Origin of the sequence: Pseudomonas sp. NPDC087803 (genome assembly GCF_044742995.1) — a bacterium.
Taxonomy (GTDB): Bacteria; Pseudomonadota; Gammaproteobacteria; order Pseudomonadales; family Pseudomonadaceae; genus Aquipseudomonas.
The window spans coordinates 49,058-68,176 of sequence record NZ_JBIUVO010000013.1; the positions used below are offsets into that span (position 1 = coordinate 49,058).

Sequence of the window (19,119 nt, forward strand, 5' to 3'; positions counted from 1 at the left end):
AATCAACATCAAAAGATCGCAGCCTGCGGCAGCTCCTACAGGGTGTACGACTTAACTTTCTTCTGCCGAGATTTGAAAAACAAATGGACCTGACCCCACGCGAAAAAGACAAGCTGTTGATCTTCACCGCCGGCCTCGTCGCCGAGCGCCGACTGGCCCGTGGCGTGAAGCTCAACTACCCGGAAGCCATGGCCTACATTTCCGCCGCCCTGCTTGAGGGCGCCCGTGACGGCCAGACCGTGGCTGAGCTGATGCACTACGGCACCACCCTGCTGAGCCGCGAGCAGGTGATGGAAGGGATCCCGGAAATGATTCCGGAGATTCAGGTCGAAGCGACGTTCCCCGACGGTACCAAACTAGTCACCGTCCACCAACCGATCGTCTGAGGCCGCGCCATGACCTACACCATTCGCGATGCCCTGCACGCCGATCTGCCGGCGATCCGCGACATCTACAACGACGCGGTGCTCAACACCACGGCGATCTGGAACGAATCGGCGGTCGACCTCGGCAACCGCCAGGCCTGGTTCAGCGCCCGGCAGGCCCAGGCCTACCCGATTCTGGTGATCGTCGACGCCGACAACAGCGTGCTCGGCTACGCTTCCTTTGGTGACTGGCGGCCGTTCGACGGTTTCCGCCACACCGTAGAGCACTCGGTTTACGTGCGCAGCGACCAACGCGGCAACGGCCTTGGCCCGCAACTGATGACTGCGTTGATCGAGCGGGCCAAAGCCTGCGACAAGCACGTGATGGTCGCCGCCATCGAAAGCGGCAATACCGCTTCCATTCGTCTGCATGAACGCGCCGGTTTCAGCATCACCGGGCAGATGCCGCAAGTCGGCACCAAGTTCGGCCGCTGGCTCGATCTGACCTTCATGCAACTGACCCTCAATCCTGGCGCGGAGCCGCCTGCAGCCAACAAGGAGTGACACCATGAACGCCGCCCAACTGCGACGCGTCAATGCGGAAAGTTTTGCGCACTATCGTCAGGGCCTGATTGATCTGCTGCTCGACGCCGTGGGTTATGGCGCCAGCGTCGGTTTCATGGCCGACCTCGATGCCGCGCAGGCCCGCGCCTATTTCGATGAAGTGCAGCAACAAGTGAACAAGGGCAGCGTGTTGCTCTGGGTGGTGGTCAAGGATGAAGAGGTGCAGGCCAGCGTGCAGTTGGGCCTGTGCCAGAAGGCCAACGGCCTCAATCGCGCCGAAGTGCAGAAACTGCTGGTGCGCGAACAGGCGCGGCGTCGTGGCCTCGGCCAGCAATTGATGAATGCGCTGGAACTTGAAGCGGCCAAGCACAAGCGCGGCATGCTCTACCTCGACACCGAGGCCGGTTCGCCCGCCGAAGATTTCTACAAGGCCCTGGGTTACACACGTGCCGGCGAAATTCCCGATTACGCCTGCGATCCGCAGGGCACGTATCGACCGACCGCCCTCTACTACAAGATTCTGCAAGGAGCCCGGCCATGATCCCCGGCCAGTATCAGATCCAGCCCGGCGACATCGAACTGAATGTCGGCCGCCGCACCCTCAGCCTGAAAGTCGCCAACAGCGGCGACCGGCCGATCCAGGTCGGCTCGCACTATCACTTTTTCGAAACCAACGACGCCCTGACCTTCGACCGCGCCGCCAGCCGTGGCATGCGCCTGAATATTCCGGCCGGCACGGCGGTGCGCTTCGAGCCGGGGCAGAGCCGTGAAGTCGAGCTGGTGGAGTATGCCGGGCATCGGCGGGTGTTCGGCTTTACCGGGCGGGTGATGGGTGATCTCGACTGACATGCACACAACCCTGTGGCGAGGGAGCTTGCTCCCGCTCGAGTGCGTAGCACTCGCCAACTCGGGGAACGCGGTGTGTCTGTAAGAAATCATTGGCAGGTTTTGGGGCTGCTGCGCAGCCCAGCGGGAGCAAGCTCCCTCGCCACAATAAATTTGTGCAAGGAATTGAAATGAAGATTTCCCGGCAAGCCTACGCCGACATGTTCGGCCCCACCGTCGGCGACAAGGTGCGCCTGGCGGACACCGAGTTGTGGATCGAAGTCGAAAAAGACTTCACCACCTACGGCGAAGAAGTGAAGTTCGGCGGCGGCAAAGTGATCCGTGACGGCCAGGGGCAGAGCCAGTTGCTCGCCGCCGAAGTGGTCGACACGCTGATCACCAACGCGCTGATCATCGACCACTGGGGCATCGTCAAAGCCGACGTCGGCCTCAAGGACGGGCGTATCGCCGCGATTGGCAAGGCCGGTAACCCGGACGTACAACCGAACGTGACCATCGCCATTGGCGCCAGCACCGAAGTGATCGCCGGTGAAGGCATGATCCTGACTGCCGGCGGCATCGACACGCACATTCACTTCATCTGCCCGCAGCAGATCGAAGAAGCGCTGATGAGCGGCGTCACCACCATGATCGGCGGCGGCACGGGGCCTGCCACCGGCACCAACGCCACCACCTGCACCTCAGGGCCGTGGCACCTGGCGCGCATGCTCCAGGCCGCCGACGCGTTCCCGATGAACATCGGCCTCACCGGCAAGGGCAACGCCAGCCTGCCGGAGCCGCTGATCGAGCAGGTCAAGGCCGGCGCCATCGGCCTCAAGCTGCACGAAGACTGGGGCACCACCCCGGCGAGCATCGACAACTGCCTGAGCGTCGCCGACCAGTACGACGTGCAGGTGGCGATCCACACCGACACCCTCAACGAATCGGGATTCGTCGAAACCACCCTCGGCGCGTTCAAGGGCCGCACCATCCACACCTACCACACCGAGGGTGCCGGTGGCGGCCATGCGCCGGACATCATCAAGGCCTGCGGCTTCCCTAACGTGCTGCCGAGTTCGACCAATCCGACTCGGCCGTTTACCCGCAACACCATCGACGAACACCTCGACATGCTGATGGTCTGCCACCACCTCGACCCGAGTATCGCCGAGGACGTGGCGTTCGCCGAAAGCCGCATCCGCCGCGAGACGATTGCCGCCGAAGACATCCTCCACGACCTCGGCGCGTTCTCGATGATCAGCTCGGACAGCCAGGCCATGGGCCGCGTCGGCGAAGTCATCACACGCACCTGGCAGACCGCCGACAAGATGAAAAAGCAGCGCGGCCCGCTGCCGCAGGACGGCGAAGGCAACGACAACTTCCGCGCCAAGCGCTACATCGCCAAGTACACGATCAACCCGGCGATCACCCACGGCATCAGCCATGAAGTGGGTTCGATCGAGGTCGGCAAATGGGCCGACCTGGTGCTCTGGCGTCCGGCGTTCTTCGGCGTGAAACCGACGCTGATCCTCAAGGGCGGGGCGATCGCCGCCAGTCTGATGGGCGACGCCAACGCGTCGATTCCAACCCCGCAACCGGTGCACTACCGCCCGATGTTCGCCAGCTACGGCGGTTCGCTGCACGCCACCAGCCTGACCTTCATCAGTCAGGCCGCGCAGGAGGCCGGGCTGCCCGAGGCATTGGGCCTGAAGAAGAAAATCGGCGTGGTCAAAGGCTGCCGCGACGTGCAGAAAACCGACCTGATCCACAACGATTACCTGCCGAACATCGACGTCGACCCGCAGACCTATCAGGTCAAGGCCGATGGCGTGCTGCTTTGGTGTGAACCGGCGGAAACCCTGCCGATGGCGCAGCGCTACTTCCTGTTCTGACGCACGGCAAAAGGCCCCGGAGCCGTGTCCCGCGCACGGCTTCAGGGCCTTTTTCAGGGTGCTGGAAAAGCACGGTGCAAACGGTCGTGTATTTCCCGCCAAAGGGGCTAATATTCGATTCGCTCCGCCTATTTTCAGGAACTGCCCATGCGTCTTTCCGAGTTCATCGTGGCCAATATCGACCCTATCGTCGATGAGTGGGAACAGTTCGCAGCGACCATCACGCCGGCCGCCGACTATCTGGATTCCACTGCGCTGCGCGATCACGCCAGCGAGATTCTGCGGGCCGCCGCGCGCGACATGAACAAGCCGCAAAGCGCCGCCGAACAGGCTGCCAAAGCCAAGGGCGAAGGCCCGGAAAAGACCCCGAGTCTGGACGAGGCCGGCGCCAGCCATGGCGAACTGCGCCACACCGTCGGTTTCGATCTGGTGCAGATGACCAGCGAATTCCGCCATTTGCGCGCCTGCGTGATCCGCCGCTGGGTGAGCAGCCTGACGTCACCGGACATGACCTATTTTCAGGACATGATCCGTTTCAACGAAGCCATCGACGAAGCCCTCGCCGAATCCACAGCGGCCTACGCCGAGCAGGTCAACCGCTCGCGGGACATTTTCCTCGCCATCCTCGGCCATGACCTGCGCGCGCCGCTGCAGGCGGTGAGCATGTCCACCGAACTGCTGCTGCGCAAATCCAGCCTTGAGGGCGATGCGCTGGCCTGCGCCCAGCACATCAAGCGCGGTGCGCGGCACATGGCGACGATGGTCAGCGATCTGCTGGAACTGGTGCGCAGTCGTCTGGGCCGAAGCCTGCCGATCGAGCCGGTGCCGATGGATCTGGCCGTTGCAGCGCGAGCGGCGATTGCCGAAGCCTGCGCCGGTAATCCGCTATCCGATCCGAAGCTCAAGGTGAGCGGCGACACACGCGGCACCTGGGACGCCGGGCGGCTCGATCAATTACTGCAAAACCTGATCGGCAACGCCCTGCAGCACGGCAGCCACACCCGCGACGTAACCCTCGCCATCAGTGGCGAAGGCGACAACGTGTACCTGTCGGTGCACAACTACGGCACACCGATCTCCGAGGAGGCAATCGGCACGATTTTCGACCCGCTGGTGCGCAGCGCCGACGAAGAACTCGGGCAGCCATCGACCAGCCTCGGGTTGGGCCTGTTTATCGTCAAGGAAGTGGTGATTGCCCATGGCGGGACGATCAAAGTCAGCTCAAGCGAGGCTGACGGGACGTTGTTCAGTGTGGTGTTGCCGAGAAAGGTTTAAGCAGGGAAATCTGCGGTGAATTTCATCGCTGGCAAGCCAGCTCCCACAGGTCCGGAGTCAAATACAAACTTTGTGTACGACATAGTTCCTTGTGGGAGCTGGCTTGCCAGCGATGAGGCCGGCCCATACCACCGAGAACCTACTCGACCACCAGGCGCCCCAAGCGCTGCCTGAGCATCCGGTTTTCCGCCCGCAACTCATGCACTTCCTCCAGCAGATTCAGTGCCAGGGCGACCCCTTCCCACTCCAGCTCCAGCTCGCGCCGCAACTTCGCGGCGCGTTTGGCCAGGCTCAGCTCGTAATCGGTGAACCGCCATTCCCGGGGCTGCGCGCCCTGAGGTTCGAGGATGCCGTGTTCGACGATTTCGATCACGTAGACGTCCGACAGATCGGCCGCCTCACAGAATTCTGCCATGTCCAGTTGAACGATCAGGGGGCTGCTCATGATGGGCTACTCCGTCGTCGGGTTCAGAAGTTCTCGCGTGGGTTGAACGCGGCTTTCTTCGCCAGTTCCTGCCACAGCGCCTTGACCTCGTCGTCCGAGGTTTTCGGCATCACGGCCTTGAGCTGGACGAACAGATAACCGCGTTCACCGGCCTTGTTTTTCAAGCCATGCCCCTTGGCGCGCATGCGCTGGCCATTCTGGCTGCCGGCCGGAACCTTGAGGTTGATCTTGCCGGTCAGGGTCGGCACGGCGACTTCAGCGCCCAGCGCCAGCTCCCACGGTGCCAATGGCAGGGTGATGATCAGGTTTTCGCCTTCGACATCGAATTTCGGATGCGGTGCAAAGCGAATGGTCAGGTACAGATCGCCATTGGCCCCGCCACCGATGCCCGGTGCGCCCTGGCCTTTGAGGCGGATACGCTCGCCGTCGGTCACGCCCGCCGGGATCTTCACGTTCAGGCTCTTGCTGGTGTTGCTGACGTGCTGCCCATTGGCGTTGTATTGCGGGACCTGGAAGCTGACCTTCTTCGATTCGTCCGACAGGGTCTCCTCAAGGAAGACCGGCAGTTCCATTTCCACGTCTTGCCCTCGGCGCCCTGCACTGCGTTGTTGCCGACCTTCGCCGCCACCGAAACCGGGGCCGCGATTGCCGAAGATCGAACTGAAGAAGTCCGAGAAGTCGCCGGTGTCGCCACCGCCGCCGCCAAAACCGCCACGGCTCTGCCAGCCCGGTGGGCCCTGAAACGGCTGACCATGCTGGCCATAACGGCGCAGGTCGTCGTACTCGGCGCGTTTGTCGGCGCTTTTCAGCGCTTCATAGGCTTCCGAGGCGTCCTTGAACTTGGCCTCGGCGTCTTTTTCCTTGCTGACATCGGGGTGGTATTTGCGCGCCAGCTTGCGATAGGCAGCCTTGATCGCCTTGTCGTCCGCTGTCGGCTCCACGCCGAGTATCTTGTAATAGTCTTTGAAGTCCATCGAAGGAATCACCATCCGTTATCGATTTCGCGCCGAGGCCAGCATGCGCTCATTCGCGCGTGCCGGGTTGACCGATCTCAACTTTGTGACCGGGTGGCGCAGCAGAAGTTTATCGGCAGTGGACGACGGTTCTTGCGACCGCCGGTATGTCTGCCGGCCCATGCCAGCAAGTTTGGGGCGAAGCTGCGACTTTCAAGAAGCTTAGTCGCGAAATAGCAGATGACCGGCCTTCGAATCTGCCGCGCACTGACATACACTGCGCGGCCGTTTTTTGACCGGAACCCGAAAGACATGAACAACGCCTCTCCAGCCCGTGCCTGCGGTATCGACTTCGGCACCTCCAACTCCACCGTCGGCTGGCTGCGCCCCGGCATGGAAACGATGATCGCGCTGGAAGACGACAAGATCACCCTGCCGTCGGTGGTGTTCTTCAACATCGAAGAGCGCCGTCCGGTTTACGGTCGTCTGGCCCTGCACGAGTACCTGGAAGGCTACGAAGGACGGTTGATGCGCTCGCTCAAGAGCCTGCTCGGCTCCAAGCTGATCAAGCACGACACCAGCGTTCTCGGCACGGCGATGCCGTTCAAGGACCTGCTGGGGCTGTTCATCGGCCAACTGAAGAGCCGCGCTGAATCGGCCGCCGGTCGCGAGTTCGAGCAGGTGGTGCTGGGGCGTCCGGTGTTTTTCGTCGATGACGACCCGCTGGCCGACCAGGAAGCCGAAGACACCCTGGTCGAAGTGGCGCGCAAGCTCGGCTTCAAGGACGTGTCGTTCCAGTACGAACCGATTGCCGCGGCATTCGACTACGAGTCGACCATCGAAAAAGAAGAACTGGTGCTGATCGTCGACATCGGCGGTGGTACGTCCGACTTCTCGCTGGTGCGCCTGTCGCCCGAGCGTCGCGGCATGGACAACCGTCACGATGACATCCTCGCCACCGGCGGCGTGCACATCGGCGGGACCGACTTCGACAAGCAGCTGAGCCTGCAAGGCCTGATGCCGCTGTTCGGCTACGGCAGCCGGATGAAGAGCGGCGCCTACATGCCGACCAGCCACCACATGAACCTGGCGACCTGGCACACCATCAACTCGGTGTACTCGCAAAAGTCGACTCTGGCGCTGGGCAGCATGCGCTACGACATCGAGGACACTGGCGGCATCGACCGTCTGTTCAAGCTGATCGAACAGCGCGCCGGGCACTGGCTGGCGATGGAAGTCGAAGAAACCAAGATCCAGCTGACCCACGCCGACAGCCGCCACGTACCGCTGGACCGGATCGAGCCGGGCCTGAGCGTGGAACTGAGCCGCGCCCTGTTCGAAGCCTCCATCGACGCCTTGCTTGAGCGCGTGCGCGGCAGCGTCACGCAGCTGTTGAACGATGCCAACGTGTCGGTGGCGCAGGTCGATACGGTGTTCTTCACCGGCGGTTCAAGCGGCATTCCGGCACTGCGCAACAGCGTCTCGGCGATGCTGCCGAATGCGCGACATGTCGAAGGGAATATTTTTGGCAGCATTGGCAGCGGTCTGGCGATTGAGGCGATGAAGCGTTACGGCGCCATGAACTGATCACACAACCTGTGGCGAGGGAGCTTGCTCCCGCTGGACTGCGCAGCAGGCCCAAGCTCTTGATTCAAAGAGCGGGGGGGCGCTTCGCGCCCCAGCGGGAGCAAGCTCCCTCGCCACAGAGGATCGCCCTAAACCATTCCGCCCAGCTTCAACTCACTCTTCAGATACGCGTAATAAATCGGCCCCGCCACCACCCCCGGCAGGCCGAACGCGGCTTCGAACACCAGCATCGCCAGCAGCAACTCCCACGACTTGGCACTGATCTGCCCGCCGACGATGCGCGCGTTGAGGAAGTATTCGAGCTTGTGGATAAAAATCAGATAGCCCAGCGCCGCCACCGCCACCCAGATCGACAGCGACAGGCCGACGATGGTGATCAGCGTGTTCGACATCAGGTTGCCGATCACCGGCAGCAGGCCGAGCAGGAACGTCAGGACGATCAGGGTCTTGGTCAGCGGCAGCTTGATGCCGAACAGCGGCAGGACCACAACGAGGAAAATCGCGGTGAAGAGGGTATTCAGCAGAGAGATCTTGATCTGCGCGAAGACGATGTTGCGAAAGGCTTGAACCACCAGGTGCAGACGGTCGAACAGGGCCGCGGCCAGCGGTTTGCGCTTGGTCAGGTCCGGCACTCGCTGCAAGGCAATGATCGCGCCGAGGACCATGCCGATCAGCAGGGTGACGAACATGTGCGCCGCGTCCTTGCCCACCAGTTGCAGCTCGGACAGGTGCTTGCTCGCCCATTCGCCGATGGCCACGCGAAATTCCGCAGCACTGGCCGGCAGGTAGGCATCGAGAAACGGCGGCAGTTGCCCGCGCGCGCGATCAACCACACCCATGAATTTGTCGAGCGAGGCGCCCGGGTTTTCCGCTTCGTGCAGCAGGAAACTGATGGCACCGGCAAAAATCAGCGCCAGCACACTGACCACCAGGGTGCCCAGCAGCGCCACCGCCAGCCAGCGCGCACGCCGACCTTCGATCAACCGTTGCAGTTGCGGGGTGAGCATGTTGACCAGCTCGAACACCAGCAACCCGGCGAGCAGACTCGGCAACAAGCGCAGCGGCAATGCCAGCAGCAAACCGCCGCAGATGATGATGCAACTGACCCAAAACACAACATGACGCTCAGAAAACGTTGGCATACAGCCTCAAAACGAACGGCGTAAAAGGATTGGCAGTCTGCCAGCGATCCGGCGCCGAAGCGAGTAGATGCCCAGCATCCTCGTCGCGCCGAAAAGATCGCAGCCTGCGGCAGCTCCTACAGGATCGCGGTCTTATGTAGGAGCTGCCGCAGGCTGCGATCTTTTGACCTTATTTTTTCTTCAGGCAATCACTCATGAAGGTCTTGCGCGCATCGCCGGTAAGGGCCTTGGTTTTCGCGTCGGCGTTGCAGGTTTTCATTTTTTCCTGCTGCGGGGTCAGCACTTTGGCGTCGTTGGCAGCCGGAGCGGCCTTGAGGCAGGTGCTCATGAAAGTCTTGCGCTCGTCGCCCTTGAGGCTCTTGGCGGTAGCGTCAGCATTGCAGGTGGTCATTTTGTTCTGTTGCGCCGTGGCGGCGAAACCCTGGGAACACAGGAGCAGACCGATCATCAACAAAGGGACACGCAACATCTTCATGGAGTTTTCTCCTTGTCGCCGCACCGACGGGGGCAGCCTGCGCTGAAGTGTAGCCAAATCTTGTTACACCTTCCTGCCCTCCAGATGGCTGCGGCGGTATTGCTCCGGCGTACAGCCGGCCTGACGGGCAAACATGGCAATGAAGGCCGAGCCGCCGCTGTAGCCGAGATCGAAGGCGATCTCCTGCACGCTGCGGGTACTTTCCAGCGCTTCGATAGCCGCAAGATATCGCAGACGCTGACGCCATTCGCCGAAACTCATCCCCAGTTCGCGCACGAACTGCCGGGCCAGCGTCCGCTCGCTGATGTGCACCTGCGCCGCCCAGTGCGCCAGCGGCTGGTTATTCCCCGGATCAGCCTGCAAGGCATCGAGAATCGCCAGCAACCCGGGGTTGCTCGCGTACGGCAGATAACACTCATGCACCGGCGCCTGTTGCAGTTGATCGACCAGCACCTGGGCCAGACGCTGGTCAGCGTCGAGTTCGGGGATCTTCACGTCGCGGGCGGCGAAGTCCTTGAGAATCGCCTTGAGGATGTCGCTGATCGCCAAAGTGCAGGCGCGCGGCGGCAGATCGGCGCAGACCTTGGGGGCGAGGCACACCGCGCGATAGTTGACCGGTTGGTGGCTGTAGAAACTGTGCTCGACCTGCGGCGGCACCCACACCGCGTATTGCGGCGGCGACATGAAGCGGCTGCCGTCGACGTCCATGTGCAGCACGCCGTGCGCCGCGTACTCCAGCGTGCCCCACGGATGGCGGTGCGGCGCGGCGTATTCGTGGGCGTTGAAATCGGCGTAGCGGAAGTACACCGCCGACGGCAGCTCGCTGAAATCCAACAGATCAATGTGTTTACTGTTCATGCTGTCCGGTTACAGAGGCAGGTTGTCCGGTTCGCAGTATAGGCCTGCATCCAGACAGGGGATAATCAGCGTTCATCAACGTACTGGTTTTAACCCCATGCAATACGCGTTTCCGCTGCTGGCGATTTTCATCTGGGCCGGCAATACCGTGATCAACAAACTGGCGGTCGGGGCGATCTTCCCCGCCGAGATCGGTTTCTACCGCTGGCTGCTCGCCGGTCTGCTGTTCACCCCGTTCATGCTCAAAGCGGTGATCGCGCACTGGCCGCAGATCCGCCCGAACCTGGGCAAGATCTTCATCCTCGGCGTGCTCGGGATGGCGGTCTATCAAAGCCTGGCCTACTTCGCCGCGACCCTGACCACCGCAACCAACATGGGCATCATCCTGTCGCTGATGCCGCTGATGTCGCTGGCCATGGCAATCATCAGCCTCGGCCAGCGCCTGACCGCTGGCGCACTGTTCGGCGCAGTGCTGTCGTTCGCCGGGGTGCTGGTGGTGGTGTCGTCCGGCAGCCTCGGCGCCTTGCTGCAACACGGAGTCAACCTGGGTGACGCGATGATGCTGATCGCCACCCTGGCCTATGCGATTTACAGCACCCTGCTGAAAAAATGGCAGCTGCGTCTGCCACCGCTGGTGTTGTTGTACCTGCAGGTGCTGGTGGCGATTGTGGTGCTGTTTCCGCTGTACGCCGCCTCGCCGAAAACCGGTTTCACCGCGCAGAACATTCCGCTGGTGCTGTACGCGTGCCTGCTGGCCTCGATGCTCGCGCCGCTGGCGTGGATGCAGGCGGTGCAGCGTCTGGGGCCGAGCCGCACGACCTTGTTCTTTAACTTGCTGCCGCTGATTACCGCGCTGATTGCGGCGGTGGTGTTGAAGGAGCAGTTGGCGATGTATCACCTGGTGGGTGGGGTGTTGACATTGGGGGGGGTGATTCTTTCCGAGCGTTGGACCACCGTGTTGGGCCGCAGAATCAGCGTTGCCTGATCTGGCCTCTTCGCGAGCAAGCCCGCTCCCACAGTTGTCCGCATTCCACCTGTTGGAAATCGGTCGAATGTGGGAGCGGGCTTGCTCGCGAAGAACGATAACTCGGTTTGACTGCTAAACCCCGGCAGCCTTGAGCCGCGCCGCATGCTCGACAAACAACCGCACCGGATCCGCGCCCTTGCCCACCAGCCCCAGCGACTGGTTGACGATGTCGAAGTGATCCAGCGGATAGTCGTCGCCAATCACCGTGCCCAGGTGCGAGCTGTAGCGCCCGACCATCCCGTCACACTGCCCTGGCTCGCGCACGAAGGTTTTCGCAAACAGCCGACAGCTGCGATTGGTTCCATCAAACAGGTTGCCGCCACGATCGGTCTTGCCCGGCTGCAACGTCCCTGACCACGAGTAATAACGCACGCCGTTGACCTCTTCCGGCCCCTGCCCGCCCCAGGTTTCGGGCAGGCCCTGTGGATAACGCTGATTGAACAGCGCCACGCCGTCACTGGTCAGCGATTGATGCGACGCGTGGATGTCCACCGGCAGTTTCGGCCCGTGGTAACCGGTTTCCAGCAACGCCATCAGCCAGCCGACAACACGCAGCAACGCTTCAAGCAGACGACCCTTGGCAGTGTTCGCCGGGTAGTGTTTCTGCAGATAGTCGGCCAGTTCCGAACCATGATTGGGGCCGGCCACCGACGTTACCGAAGCGACCAGATCCGGCCGTTTGGCAGCGGCATAACGTGCGGTCAATGAACCCTGACTGTGACCGAACAGATTGACCCTGACAGCGCCGGTCTCGCGCAAAATCTCGTCGATGCGCGCCAGCAACTGCTCGCCACGCACTTCGGTGGAATTGAGCGGCGACACCTGCACCGCAATCACTGTCGCCCCGCCACGGCGCAACGCCTTGATGATCCCGTACCAGTACGGATACAGCAGCAGCCGGATAAACCCGAGCATGCCCGGCACCAGCACCAGTGGATAACGTGTCGCCGTACCTTGTGACATGGGCAAACATCCTTGTGTTCGTGAGTGGATGCCGGACGTGCAAAACGCTCGCCAAGCCTCCTCCTTGATGATGACAACTGCACCATCAGCCTACTTCAGGCCCACCACCCCCGCCACAATCAGCCCCACCGACAGCAGTTTCATCACGGTCAGGCTCTCGCCGAGCAGGGCAAAGCCGAGAAACACCGTGCCCAGCGAGCCGATGGCCGTCCAGATCGGATAGGCGATGCTCACCGGTAATTCACGCATCGCCAACGTCAGAAAGTAGATCCCGCCAATCGCCGCGAGCACCGTGATCAGCGACGGCCACAGGCGGGTGAAGCCTTCGGCGTACTTCATGCCCATGGCGAAGGTCACCTCGAACCCGGCGGCGATCAGCAGGAACAGCCAGGCCATCTAGAACGCACGGGCGAGGTCGAGCAAACGCTGCTCAGCCTCGGCCACCGACACTGCAAAGGTGCGCTCGGCAGACTCTTCGCCCTCGGCCGCGACCACGGTGACGTCGTTGATGCCGATGAACCCCAACGCCGTACGCAGCCATGGATCGGCGTGGTTCAGGGCCTCCAGCTCACCTCCCGGACCGAAGCCGAAACCGCCGCGACTGGTGACGATCAGCGCTTTCTTGCCTTGCAGCAGCGGGGTGTATTGGGCCACGCCGTTGTCCAGGGTGTGGTCGAATGTCAGGCCCAGACGCACAATCTGATCGACCCAGGCCTTGAGGCCGCTGGGCACGCTGAAGTTGTACATCGGCGTGGAAATCAGCAGCAGATCGTGTTCGAACAACTCGCCGACCAACTGATCGCTAAGCGCCAGATCAGCCTGCATCGACAGGGGGCGCGCCTCGGGTTCAGGATGAAACGCGGCCGCGACAAAAGCTTCGTTGACTGGCGGGATCAACGCGCGCCCGACTTCGCGGCGGGTGACCTGCGCCTGCGGATGGCGCAATTGCCAGGCGCTGAGAAAGCTTTCCGCCAGGCGCCGTGAATGCGAACGGTCACCCCGTGGACTGGCATGAATTGCAAGAATTTTGCTCATCTGTATTTGCTCCGAACTAGAATCAAACGGCATGTGGCTTGCAGTTTTAAGCGCGTGGCCGCGTCCATTCAAATGAGCAAAAATCAGTCGGGATGAATTCATTTCATCTATGGAGTTTTCAATGTTCGCCTCGTTGCCGCTGACCGCCCTGCGCGCCTTCGAATCGGCTTCGCGCCTACTGAGTTTCAAGGCCGCCGCCGAAGAACTGTCGGTCACGCCGACGGCAATCTCTCATCAGATTCGTACGCTGGAAGACTGGCTCGGCGTGGCGCTGTTCGAACGCTTGCCGCGTCAGGTGCGCCTGACCGAGGGCGGCGAACGACTGTTTCGCAGCCTGCACGGCGCACTGCTGGAAGTGGCGCAAAGCGTCGACACCCTGCGTCCGCAACGCAGCGGCAGCAGCCTGACGCTGTCGACCACGGCCGCCTTCGCTGCGCTGTGGCTGGTGCCGCGCCTCGGGCGTTTTTATGCGCAGCACCCGAACATCAACGTGCGCCTCGATACCCACTGCGAAGTCATCGACCTGCATCAGGACGCCAGCGTCGATCTGGTGCTGCGCTACAGCCTCGACGATTACCCCAATCTCTACGGTCTGTGCCTGTTCGATGAGTCCTTCGGTGTGTATGGCTCGCCGGAGCAGGTGGCGCTGGCCGCCCGGCGCACGCCGGCGCTGATCAGCGTGCGCTGGCACAACTCGAAGCTGTATGCCCATGGCTGGGAAGCCTGGTGCGCCCGCTCCGGCGAGTCGTGGCTGAACCAGTATCCGGCGATCCGTGAATACGACGAGGAACACTACGCCCTGCAAGCGGCAATTGCCGGGCAAGGTCTGGTGCTGGCGAGCAATATTCTGGTGTCGCAAAGCGTCGCCAGCGGCTTGCTGGTGCCGTACAAGGGGCAGGTGCAGGTTGATGGTGCCGGGTACAGCGCGCTGTGTGTGCCGGGACGGGAACGGCATCCGCCGGTGCGGGCATTTTTTGCCTGGTTGCAGGAGGAGGCCGTGTTGTCTGGGCTCACGCCAAGATCGCAGCCTTCGGCAGCGCCTGCAGGGGCAACGGCGCAAATCTCATAAAACTTTTTCGATCACGCAGGACTCACAACCAGGGTATGCGATCACGCCTGTAGAGCGTGGCGCCCATTGGATTAGCCTCCTGGAGATCAATATGAGCGACGACCTGCACTTGTCAGATGTCAAAACCCTGCGCGAACGTGCGCGGCAACATGTCGAGAACGGCGCGGTAACCGAGAGCTACAGCGCTAACCGTGACGAGGTGCTGCGCTTGCTCAACGAGTCGCTGGCCACCGAGCTGGTCTGCGTGCTGCGCTACAAGCGTCACTACTTCATGGCCAACGGTGTGAAAGCCCACGTGGCCGCCGAAGAATTCCTTGAACACGCGACCCAGGAAGCACAACACGCCGACCGTCTGGCCGAGCGTATCGTGCAACTGGGTGGCGAGCCGGAGTTCAATCCGGACCTGCTGTCGAAAATGTCCCACGCCCAATATGTGGCCGGGAACACCTTGAAGGAAATGGTCTACGAAGACCTGGTGGCCGAACGGATCGCCATCGACAGCTACCGCGAGATCATTCAGTACATCGGCGAGAAAGACCCGACCACCCGGCGCATCTTCGAAGACATCCTCGCGCAGGAAGAAGAGCATGCGGATGACATGGCCGACATTCTGAAAGACCTGTAAGCCTTCCGAACCGCCTTCGCGAGCAAGCCCGCTCCCACACTGGAATCCATTTCAAATGTGGGAGCGAGCCTGCTCGCGAAGGGGCCGCAACAGATGCAAAAAGATCGCAGCCTGCGGCAGCTCCTACATTCACTGTAGGAGCTGCCGCAGGCTGCGATCTTTTGCTCTTGCCTTATTTGGTCGGCTTGACGGTCACGGGCGCCTTGCCCGCCCTCATCTGCTCAAGCAGCGGCGCACATTGATTCGGCTCACCACCGCTCGGTGCGACCAGTGCCAGCAGCCCCGCCGCCGGAGCAGCAATTACGCCCAGCGCAACCATCCCCGCTCCGCGCAACATCAACGGCACAGCCTTGACCCCGGCATCCGGCTTGATGAACTTGCCGCGCACGTACAGGGGTGAACGCAGCGAGATCAAACGCCAGCCCTTGGATTCCGGCGTCACCGTCAGGTCCAGTTGCTCGGTGGCCATGTTCGCCGTGCCGTCGATGTAGATGATCGCGTTCTCGGTATCGAACACAAACAGCCGCGTACTTGCCAGGCCAGTCTTGATGTCGAAGTCGGCTGCGGCGCAGTTGATCTTCACTTCCTTGTCGCCAAAGATCTTGCCGACCACATAGTTGCCGACGTTGAGCCCCGCCAGTTCCATCAGTTCACGGCTGATTGCGCCGTCGTTGATCAGCATCTTCAGGTTGCCGTTGGCCCCGCCCAGCAGTTTGGCTACGGAGTTGCCGCGCCCGCTGATGTCGGCATCGCCATTGAGTTCGCCGAAACTCGTTTTCATCGGCTCGAAGGTCGGGAACAACTGCTTGAGCTTGAAGCCACGGGCAGTCAGTTTGGCCCGGCCTTCCAGCGGTTCAGTGCGACCGTTGAGGCGGATCTGCGCATCCAGATTGCCGCCGGCCACGCCGAAGCGCAGCGGTTCGAGGCTGAGTTCGCCGTCGTTGAGTTTCAGGTGGGTATACAGGTCGGTGAACGGCAGTTTTTCGCTGTGGACGATGCGCTTGCCGGTGAATTCGACATCGGCGTCCATCGCGCGCCAGCGGTCGGTCTTGAACTCTTCCACCGGCAGCACTTTGTCGGTCGGCTGTTTACTCTCGCCGCCGCGGGCCTTCTGTTTGTCATTGGAGTCGGCGCCGATCAGCGGCGCGAGATCGGCGAACAACAGTTGATTGGACAGCAACGCGCCGCTGAGTTTTGGCCGTGGCTGGCTGGCGACGTAGGTCAGATCGCCGTGAATGTCGCTGCTGCCGATCTTGCCGTTGAACTGCTCGTAGGTGAATTTCGCCCCGGCGGCGTCATGCAACTTGGCGATCAAGTGACCGTCGGTGGAATACGGCGGGGTATCCGGCAGGGTCACGCCGGTCAGTGGATAAAGGTTGCCGAGGCTGGCACCGGCCAGTTTCAGGCGCAGATCGAGGGCGCCGAGGTTCAGCGGGTCAGTCAGGGTGCCGGCCAGTTCGATGCTGGTGGCGCCGATCTTCGCCTGGGCCTGCAGCGGGAACGGTTTGTTCGCGTCCTGCAACGCCAACAACCCGCCAATCTTGCCCTGGCCGGTGAGATTCTGGCCGTGGTATTGGCCTTTGACCTTCAGCGCGAACGCATAGTCCTGGGGGGCTGCGCCCTTGTCCTGCGCGGTCTTCGCGGCTTTGTCGCCGACGATCTCGCTGAACGGAATCGGCTTGCCCAAAGGATCGATCACCACGTCGAGGTTGGTTTTCAGGGTCTGGTCATCCAGAGTCACGTGGCCCTTGTCGAAACCGATGGCACCAATGTCCACCACCCAGTTCGACGGTTCGGCATTCGGGTCCTTCGGATCGAACTTGAACGTCCAGTTGGCACGACCATCGGCCAGCCGTTGCAGTTGCGCGTTGGGTTCGGTCAGGTCGATGCGCGGGATGGTCACCCGTTGCGCCAACAGCGCCAGTGGCGAGATGCGCAATTCCACGCGCTTGAGCGTGACCATCTGCGGCTGCTTCGACCAGTCCGGGTTACCCAGCGTCAGGTCCTCAGCCACTACGTGCGGCCATGGCACCCAGGCCCGCCAGCCGCCCTCGTCCGGCTCGCGTTGCCAGATCACCGCCAGGTTGCCATTGATGGCGAACGGTCGATGCAGTTCTTCCGAAACTTTGGCATTGAGCGGCGGTTTGATCCGGTTCCAATCGAAGAACACGATGATCAGAACCAGTACCGCCAGCAGCAGTACGAGGATGGCGAAGGTCCAACTGAAGATTTTTCCGGTGCGCGTCATGCACAAAACTCCTGATGACGACCGCACGCCGACGTCGCGACGCACAGCTGAAACGGCGGGCCAAAGCGGCCCTCATGAAATCTACGACTGGCAAACAGTGCGCAGGTTTAATCGGAATATAGATTCCGCGACAAAAATTCGCCCGAATGCTGACCGATTGGTCGAACAGCGTTACCGCGACGCGCCCATTTGCGAGGCGCGAGTGAGTCGAAAATACCCACCACGGTGCAAAACCACCGCCCGCAAACGCCCGAGCTAGAGCGCCTCGGCAGAACAATCAATTCTGTTGATTATTACCATTGCGTTTATGAACTTTTATATCGACTTATCGAGAGTAGCATTGGCTTCGTACCCACTTTATCGCCCTCCCAAGGAGCAACCCATCATGAAACGCCAATTACTGCTCAGCCTTACCCTGTCGATGCTAGCCAGCACTGCTTTCGCCCTGCCCGCTGCCGATCAGGCTACCCCACAAGTGAAATCCAGCCACTCGGTGTTCAGCCAGACTGTTGCTGCCGACGGCGGCGACCGTACTCCACAGGGTCAGACCCTGGCTGAAAACGGCCGTAATCGTCTGGAAGAAAAAGGCCTGGTACAAGATGGCTACGACAAGACTCCACAAGGTCAAGCTGTAGCAGAAGGCGGCCGTGAACGCCTGGAAGAGAAAGGTCTGGTGCAAGACGGCTATGACAAGACTCCACAGGGTCAGACTCTGGCATCCGATGGCGGCGACCGCACTCCACAAGGCCAAACCCTCGCTGAAGGTGGTGGTGACCGTACCCCACAAGGCCAGACCCTCGCCGAAGGCGGTGGTGACCGTGTGATCGAACGCAACAGCGCTTTGAGCTAAGCCCATGGCGGCCTGGAAAAAAAGCCCGATCAGCCGATCGGGCTTTTGACTTTTTCAGCCTGGCCAAGCGCAAAACCGTATTTCCCTCGATGACCTACCTCCCCTGCCGTTCGACGCCAGCAAAGCCGATTTGCTAGAGTGCGGCGCTTGTCCCGCTCAAGAAAACGCCCTTGCGATGCTGCCCCGCGCCGAACAGAAACAACAGACCCGCAACGCCCTGATGGACGCTGCCCGCCATTTGATGGAAAGCGGCCGAGGATTCGGCAGCCTGAGCCTGCGCGAAGTGACCAAGACCGCCGGCATCGTGCCCACCGGTTTCTATCGGCATTTTGCCGACATGGACGAACTGGGTCTGGTGCTGGTCAGTGAAGTCGGTCAGACCTTCCGCGAAACCATCCGCCTGGTGCGCCACAACGAATTCGTCATGGGCGGCATCATCGATGCGTCGGTGCGGATCTTCCTCGACGTGGTCAGCGCCAACCGATCGCAATTCCTGTTTCTCGCCCGCGAGCAGTACGGCGGCTCGCAGCCGGTGCGTCAGGCGATTGGCCGCCTGCGCGAAAACATCAGCGCCGACCTTGCCACCGACCTGACGCTGATGCCCAAGCTGCAGCATCTGGACGCCGCCGGTTTGAGCGTGATCGCCGACCTGATCGTCAAATCGGTGTTCGCCACCCTGCCGGACATCATTGACCCGCCTGCCGAAGCGCTGCCGGAACATCTGACGCCACAGGCAAAGATCACCCAGCAACTGCGCTTCATCTTTATCGGCCTCAAGCACTGGCAAGGGCTGGGCAGTACCGAGTAAAAATCAAAAGATCGCAGCCTTCGGCAGCTCCTACACCCATCCCCTGTAGGAGCTGCCGAAGGCTGCGATCTTTTTTATTGGCCACAAATTGGTGCATGTAAAAATCTTCACGC

21 protein-coding genes are annotated in these 19,119 nt (G+C 61.5%); 12 read left to right on the forward strand and 9 right to left on the reverse strand.

Annotated features, from left to right (window positions below; all coding sequences use genetic code 11):
• The first annotated feature begins 83 nt into the window (after positions 1-83).
• The 6 genes from ureA to ACIOUG_RS10665 all read left to right on the forward strand — a co-directional run bounded on the left by ureA (position 84) and on the right by ACIOUG_RS10665 (position 4,921).
• Positions 84-386, forward strand: a complete 303-nt coding sequence (gene ureA, locus ACIOUG_RS10640) for an urease subunit gamma (RefSeq protein WP_003221215.1) — start codon at positions 84-86, stop codon at positions 384-386.
• 9 nt (positions 387-395) lie between these two features.
• Positions 396-929, forward strand: coding sequence for a GNAT family N-acetyltransferase (locus ACIOUG_RS10645; RefSeq protein WP_401065078.1), 534 nt, complete (start codon positions 396-398; stop codon positions 927-929).
• Positions 930-933: 4 nt separating this feature from the next.
• On the forward strand, positions 934-1,470 hold the full coding sequence (locus ACIOUG_RS10650) for a GNAT family N-acetyltransferase (RefSeq protein ID WP_401065079.1): 537 nt from the start codon (positions 934-936) through the stop codon (positions 1,468-1,470).
• A complete protein-coding gene (locus ACIOUG_RS10655; RefSeq protein ID WP_401065081.1) occupies positions 1,467-1,775 on the forward strand; it encodes an urease subunit beta in 309 nt (102 codons plus the stop codon). The genes ACIOUG_RS10650 and ACIOUG_RS10655 overlap by 4 nt, the downstream gene beginning before the upstream one ends.
• Before the next feature lie 170 nt (positions 1,776-1,945).
• A complete protein-coding gene (ureC, locus tag ACIOUG_RS10660; RefSeq protein WP_027613556.1) occupies positions 1,946-3,646 on the forward strand; it encodes an urease subunit alpha in 1,701 nt (566 codons plus the stop codon).
• 147 nt (positions 3,647-3,793) lie between these two features.
• Positions 3,794-4,921 carry an ATP-binding protein gene (locus ACIOUG_RS10665; protein ID WP_401065082.1) on the forward strand — a complete coding sequence of 376 codons (1,128 nt, stop codon included), beginning with the start codon at positions 3,794-3,796 and terminating at the stop codon, positions 4,919-4,921.
• Between the two features lie 139 nt (positions 4,922-5,060).
• On the opposite strand, the gene ACIOUG_RS10670 is transcribed toward ACIOUG_RS10665, so the two are convergent.
• Both ACIOUG_RS10670 and ACIOUG_RS10675 read right to left on the reverse strand, forming a co-directional pair.
• Positions 5,061-5,366, reverse strand: a complete 306-nt coding sequence (locus tag ACIOUG_RS10670) for a chaperone modulator CbpM (RefSeq protein WP_003221201.1) — start codon at positions 5,364-5,366, stop codon at positions 5,061-5,063.
• 23 nt (positions 5,367-5,389) lie between these two features.
• Positions 5,390-6,340, reverse strand: coding sequence for a DnaJ C-terminal domain-containing protein (locus ACIOUG_RS10675; RefSeq protein ID WP_401065085.1), 951 nt, complete (start codon positions 6,338-6,340; stop codon positions 5,390-5,392).
• A 291-nt stretch (positions 6,341-6,631) separates the two neighbouring features.
• Between ACIOUG_RS10675 and ACIOUG_RS10680 the strand changes: the two genes are divergently transcribed.
• Positions 6,632-7,906: an Hsp70 family protein gene (locus tag ACIOUG_RS10680; RefSeq protein ID WP_401065088.1), complete on the forward strand. Its 1,275-nt coding sequence runs from the start codon at positions 6,632-6,634 to the stop codon at positions 7,904-7,906.
• A 128-nt stretch (positions 7,907-8,034) separates the two neighbouring features.
• Here ACIOUG_RS10680 and ACIOUG_RS10685 read toward each other — a convergent pair whose 3' ends face one another.
• The 3 genes from ACIOUG_RS10685 to ACIOUG_RS10695 all read right to left on the reverse strand — a co-directional run bounded on the left by ACIOUG_RS10685 (position 8,035) and on the right by ACIOUG_RS10695 (position 10,381).
• A complete protein-coding gene (locus tag ACIOUG_RS10685) occupies positions 8,035-9,048 on the reverse strand; it encodes an AI-2E family transporter (protein WP_401065090.1) in 1,014 nt (337 codons plus the stop codon).
• Positions 9,049-9,217: 169 nt separating this feature from the next.
• Positions 9,218-9,523, reverse strand: a complete 306-nt coding sequence (locus tag ACIOUG_RS10690) for a PsiF family protein (RefSeq protein ID WP_003221193.1) — start codon at positions 9,521-9,523, stop codon at positions 9,218-9,220.
• 63 nt (positions 9,524-9,586) lie between these two features.
• The gene (locus ACIOUG_RS10695; protein ID WP_401065094.1) at positions 9,587-10,381 is read right to left on the reverse strand and encodes an AraC family transcriptional regulator; all 795 of its coding nucleotides are present in this window, start codon (positions 10,379-10,381) and stop codon (positions 9,587-9,589) included.
• A gap of 97 nt (positions 10,382-10,478) precedes the next feature.
• Between ACIOUG_RS10695 and ACIOUG_RS10700 the strand changes: the two genes are divergently transcribed.
• Positions 10,479-11,366, forward strand: coding sequence for a DMT family transporter (locus tag ACIOUG_RS10700; protein ID WP_003221189.1), 888 nt, complete (start codon positions 10,479-10,481; stop codon positions 11,364-11,366).
• Between the two features lie 114 nt (positions 11,367-11,480).
• On the opposite strand, the gene ACIOUG_RS10705 is transcribed toward ACIOUG_RS10700, so the two are convergent.
• The 3 genes from ACIOUG_RS10705 to ACIOUG_RS10715 all read right to left on the reverse strand — a co-directional run bounded on the left by ACIOUG_RS10705 (position 11,481) and on the right by ACIOUG_RS10715 (position 13,406).
• The gene (locus ACIOUG_RS10705) at positions 11,481-12,371 is read right to left on the reverse strand and encodes an esterase/lipase family protein (protein ID WP_401065097.1); all 891 of its coding nucleotides are present in this window, start codon (positions 12,369-12,371) and stop codon (positions 11,481-11,483) included.
• A 90-nt stretch (positions 12,372-12,461) separates the two neighbouring features.
• Complete coding sequence (locus tag ACIOUG_RS10710; RefSeq protein ID WP_401065100.1) at positions 12,462-12,767, reverse strand: DMT family transporter; 306 nt, start codon at positions 12,765-12,767, stop codon at positions 12,462-12,464.
• Positions 12,768-13,406, reverse strand: coding sequence for an FMN-dependent NADH-azoreductase (locus ACIOUG_RS10715; protein WP_401065102.1), 639 nt, complete (start codon positions 13,404-13,406; stop codon positions 12,768-12,770). It abuts the gene before it with no gap.
• Between the two features lie 109 nt (positions 13,407-13,515).
• On the opposite strand from ACIOUG_RS10715, the gene ACIOUG_RS10720 reads away from it, so the two are divergent.
• Both ACIOUG_RS10720 and ACIOUG_RS10725 read left to right on the forward strand, forming a co-directional pair.
• Positions 13,516-14,475, forward strand: coding sequence for a LysR substrate-binding domain-containing protein (locus ACIOUG_RS10720; RefSeq protein WP_401065105.1), 960 nt, complete (start codon positions 13,516-13,518; stop codon positions 14,473-14,475).
• 91 nt (positions 14,476-14,566) lie between these two features.
• On the forward strand, positions 14,567-15,100 hold the full coding sequence (locus tag ACIOUG_RS10725) for a bacterioferritin (protein ID WP_401065107.1): 534 nt from the start codon (positions 14,567-14,569) through the stop codon (positions 15,098-15,100).
• Positions 15,101-15,272: 172 nt separating this feature from the next.
• Here ACIOUG_RS10725 and ACIOUG_RS10730 read toward each other — a convergent pair whose 3' ends face one another.
• Positions 15,273-17,348, reverse strand: a complete 2,076-nt coding sequence (locus tag ACIOUG_RS10730) for an AsmA family protein (RefSeq protein ID WP_401065110.1) — start codon at positions 17,346-17,348, stop codon at positions 15,273-15,275.
• A 385-nt stretch (positions 17,349-17,733) separates the two neighbouring features.
• Here ACIOUG_RS10730 and ACIOUG_RS10735 point away from each other — a divergent pair, with 385 nt between their 5' ends.
• Entirely contained in the window at positions 17,734-18,198 is a 465-nt protein-coding gene (locus tag ACIOUG_RS10735) for a hypothetical protein (RefSeq protein WP_401065113.1), read from the forward strand.
• Positions 18,199-18,373: 175 nt separating this feature from the next.
• Positions 18,374-19,006, forward strand: coding sequence for a TetR family transcriptional regulator (locus ACIOUG_RS10740; protein ID WP_401065116.1), 633 nt, complete (start codon positions 18,374-18,376; stop codon positions 19,004-19,006).
• Positions 19,007-19,119: the final 113 nt, after the last annotated feature.